The organism is Marinobacter excellens LAMA 842 (assembly GCF_001574445.1).
Lineage (GTDB): Bacteria > Pseudomonadota > Gammaproteobacteria > Pseudomonadales > Oleiphilaceae > Marinobacter > Marinobacter shengliensis.
Window position 1 is genome coordinate 1 of the sequence record NZ_LOCO01000054.1, and the last position, 2703, is coordinate 2703.

At 54.6% G+C, this 2703-nt stretch carries 3 protein-coding genes; 2 read left to right on the plus strand and 1 reads right to left on the minus strand.

The window, feature by feature from the left end; genetic code table 11:
- Positions 1 to 104 precede the first annotated feature (104 nt).
- Entirely contained in the window at positions 105 to 1115 is a 1011-nt protein-coding gene (locus J122_RS19995; protein WP_058579626.1) for a phosphonate dehydrogenase, read from the plus strand.
- Entirely contained in the window at positions 1109 to 1969 is an 861-nt protein-coding gene (locus J122_RS20000) for a LysR family transcriptional regulator (RefSeq protein ID WP_061334045.1), read from the plus strand. Before J122_RS19995 ends, J122_RS20000 begins: the two co-directional genes overlap by 7 nt.
- Here the strand turns inward: J122_RS20000 and J122_RS21415 are convergent.
- Entirely contained in the window at positions 1884 to 2576 is a 693-nt protein-coding gene (locus tag J122_RS21415; protein WP_082780664.1) for a reverse transcriptase domain-containing protein, read from the minus strand. The genes J122_RS20000 and J122_RS21415 overlap by 86 nt on opposite strands.
- Positions 2577 to 2703: the final 127 nt, after the last annotated feature.

Here is a 2703-nt window from a genome sequence, read left to right on the forward strand (position 1 = left end):
AGTATCAGGAAGTCAGCGCCATTCTCATTGTCATCTTGTTGATGGTCACCGTCGTGGACAGTCTCAGTGGCCGCCTTCGTAAGAAATTCAAATAAGGACCGTCTATGAAACCCAAGATTGTGATAACCCATAAGATCCATGACAGTGTTCTGGATGAACTTGCCCAAGATTGCGAGCTGGTCACCAACCAATCCGGCGCCACGTTGCCCCAGGAGGAAGTGGCTGCGCGCGTTGCAGACGCTGATGCGATGATGGCGTTCATGCCAGACCGAGTTGGAGTGGAGTTCCTACAGGGGTGTCCGCGCTTGAAGGTGATTGGTGCAGCCCTGAAAGGCTATGACAACTTTGATGTGGATGCCTGCACGCGTCATGGGGTTTGGCTGACATTTGTACCGGATTTGCTAACCGTGCCTACTGCAGAGCTAACGGTCGGGCTGACGATCAGTCTCACCCGACAAGTCAAGGCGGCGGACCACTTCGTTCGATCCGGTGAATTTACTGGCTGGACACCACGCTTCTATGGGCAGGGGATCGAAGGCTCACGGATTGGTATTGTGGGTATGGGGGCCATCGGCCAAGCGGTGGCGCAGCGCCTGAACGGATGGGGAGCGGATTTAATCTATTCCCAGCCGGAACGTTTACCCGTGCAGCATGAGCAGGCACTGGGTTTGTCCCATACTCCCCTCAAGATGCTGCTGGCCCAGTCAGATATTGTGATCCTGGCACTGGCGCTCAATGAGCAAACCCTCCACACCATTAATCGCGAAACGCTAACAGGAATGAAACCGGGCGCATTCCTTATCAATCCCTGCCGTGGATCTGTGGTGGATGAGGGTAGTGTTCTGCAAGCGCTTCAATCCGGTCAGTTGGGGGGGTACGCCGCTGATGTGTTTGAGATGGAAGATTGGGCGAGAGAAGATCGTCCGAGGGAGATCGCCCAGGGGCTCAGGGCCCACCCCAACACGCTGTTTACTGCTCACATCGGATCGGCAGTCAGCCAGGTGCGTCTGGCTATCGAGCAACGCGCTGCTCGGAACATTCTGCAAGTGCTTCGGGGTGAGCGGCCGGGTGATGCGATCAATGATCCCAGTGGCCGCGAGAGCGGCCCATGCTGAATCTTGTCTGGCTGAAGAGTTTCGTGGCGGTGCTGGACCACAACGGGTTTCAGGCCGCAGCCCGCCAGTTGGACATCGCACAACCCACACTGTCCCAGCACCTTCAAAAACTCGAAAACCAACATGGCGTTTTATTGGTCCACAGGGGGCGCTCTGGCTGTGAGCCAACCCGGGCTGCCTTAACCTTGTTGCCTTTTGCCCGAAGTCTGCTCCGGCTGGAGGAGCAGGCGAGATCTTCCATTATGGAGGCTCGACTTCGCGTTGGGGCGAGCTCCAATATTGGGATTTATATGCTCCAGCCCTACATCCGTCGTTACAAGGAGCTGGGCGTAGGGCCCGAGGTGGATGTGGTAATAGATTCCAATCCGACTATTGCACGGCATTTATCGGACGGTGAGCTGGACGTGGCGATTATGGAGTGGTGGCATGATCTACCCGGATTCCATGCTCAGGCGTGGCGTAACGAGCCCGTTGTTCTAATCGTTCCGCCTGGTCACCCGTTAGCCCGTCGAACCGATATCGACCGCGATACGCTGTCTAACATGGCTCTGATCGGCGGCGAACCCGGCACCGGCACTGGCCGGCTTTTGGCGACCTACTTCGGTGAGCATGGGCCATTTCCGACGGTATCTATGCAGCTGAGTAGCACCGAAGCCGTCAAGCAAGCGGTTAAGGTCGGACTTGGCGCATCGTTGGTGCTTGAAAGTTCTGTACGGGAGGAGGTCCAAAATGGAAGTCTGGTGGCTATTCCCGTGAGTGAGCCTGGCCTTAGCAAGGAGCTGATGGTGATTTATCCGAGCAGCCTGGACAAACACAGGCCAGTATACTCGTTTGTTGGGCATCTCTGTGAATAGCTATTGGGTCCACCTCACGCATATCTAGCTGGGAATGCAGATACTGAGCCTCACGCTCACTTCGACAACGCAGTATTCCGTCATCTGCATATCGGCAGAATGGGATATCCGGATGACGAACGGTCAGCCAACGATCCAATGCATAATGCAGAAACAGGTTTGCCAGAACTGGCGATAACGGGCCACCTTGTGGTGTGCCAACGTTCCGTCGTTCCTGCTTACCATCTTTCGTCTGCATCGGTGCCGTTAGCCAGCGCCTCACATACAGCAGCACCCAGGATTCAGAGCAATGGTGGTCAAGGGCCTTGAGCAATAGCTCATGATCAATATGATCAAACAAGCCACGGATGTCATACTCCAGCACCCAGTCCCTTTCCCAGCACCGCTTTCGCGTGATCGCAAGCGCATCATGCGGGGATTTCCCGCGCCGATACCCGTACGAGTCCACATGAAAGACAGGTTCCAGGATAGGTTCCAGCGTCATAGTAACCACAGTTTGCGCTATACGATCGCTAACCGTGGGTACCCCGAGCAATCTTTCTCCTCCACTTTTCTTCGGAATTGGAACTGCTTTGACGGACGGTGGGAAATAGCTGCCGGACGACATCCGATTCCAAATTAGATAGAGGTTCTTACTTACTAATTCGAAATAAAGTAAGCGAACATTACCCGGAGATATAAGCCAAATCCGGATGGCCAAAAAACGATTTCAATAGTCGTGGCAATTTTTGCAA

Excerpts from the sequence above, each read along its gene's own strand:
- J122_RS21415 (WP_082780664.1), bottom strand. The coding sequence starts at position 2,576 with ATGTCGTCCGGCAGCTATTTCCCACCGTCCGTCAAAGCAGTTCCAATT.
- J122_RS20000 (WP_061334045.1), top strand. The coding sequence starts at position 1,109 with ATGCTGAATCTTGTCTGGCTGAAGAGTTTCGTGGCGGTGCTGGACCAC.
- J122_RS19995 (WP_058579626.1), top strand. The coding sequence starts at position 105 with ATGAAACCCAAGATTGTGATAACCCATAAGATCCATGACAGTGTTCTG.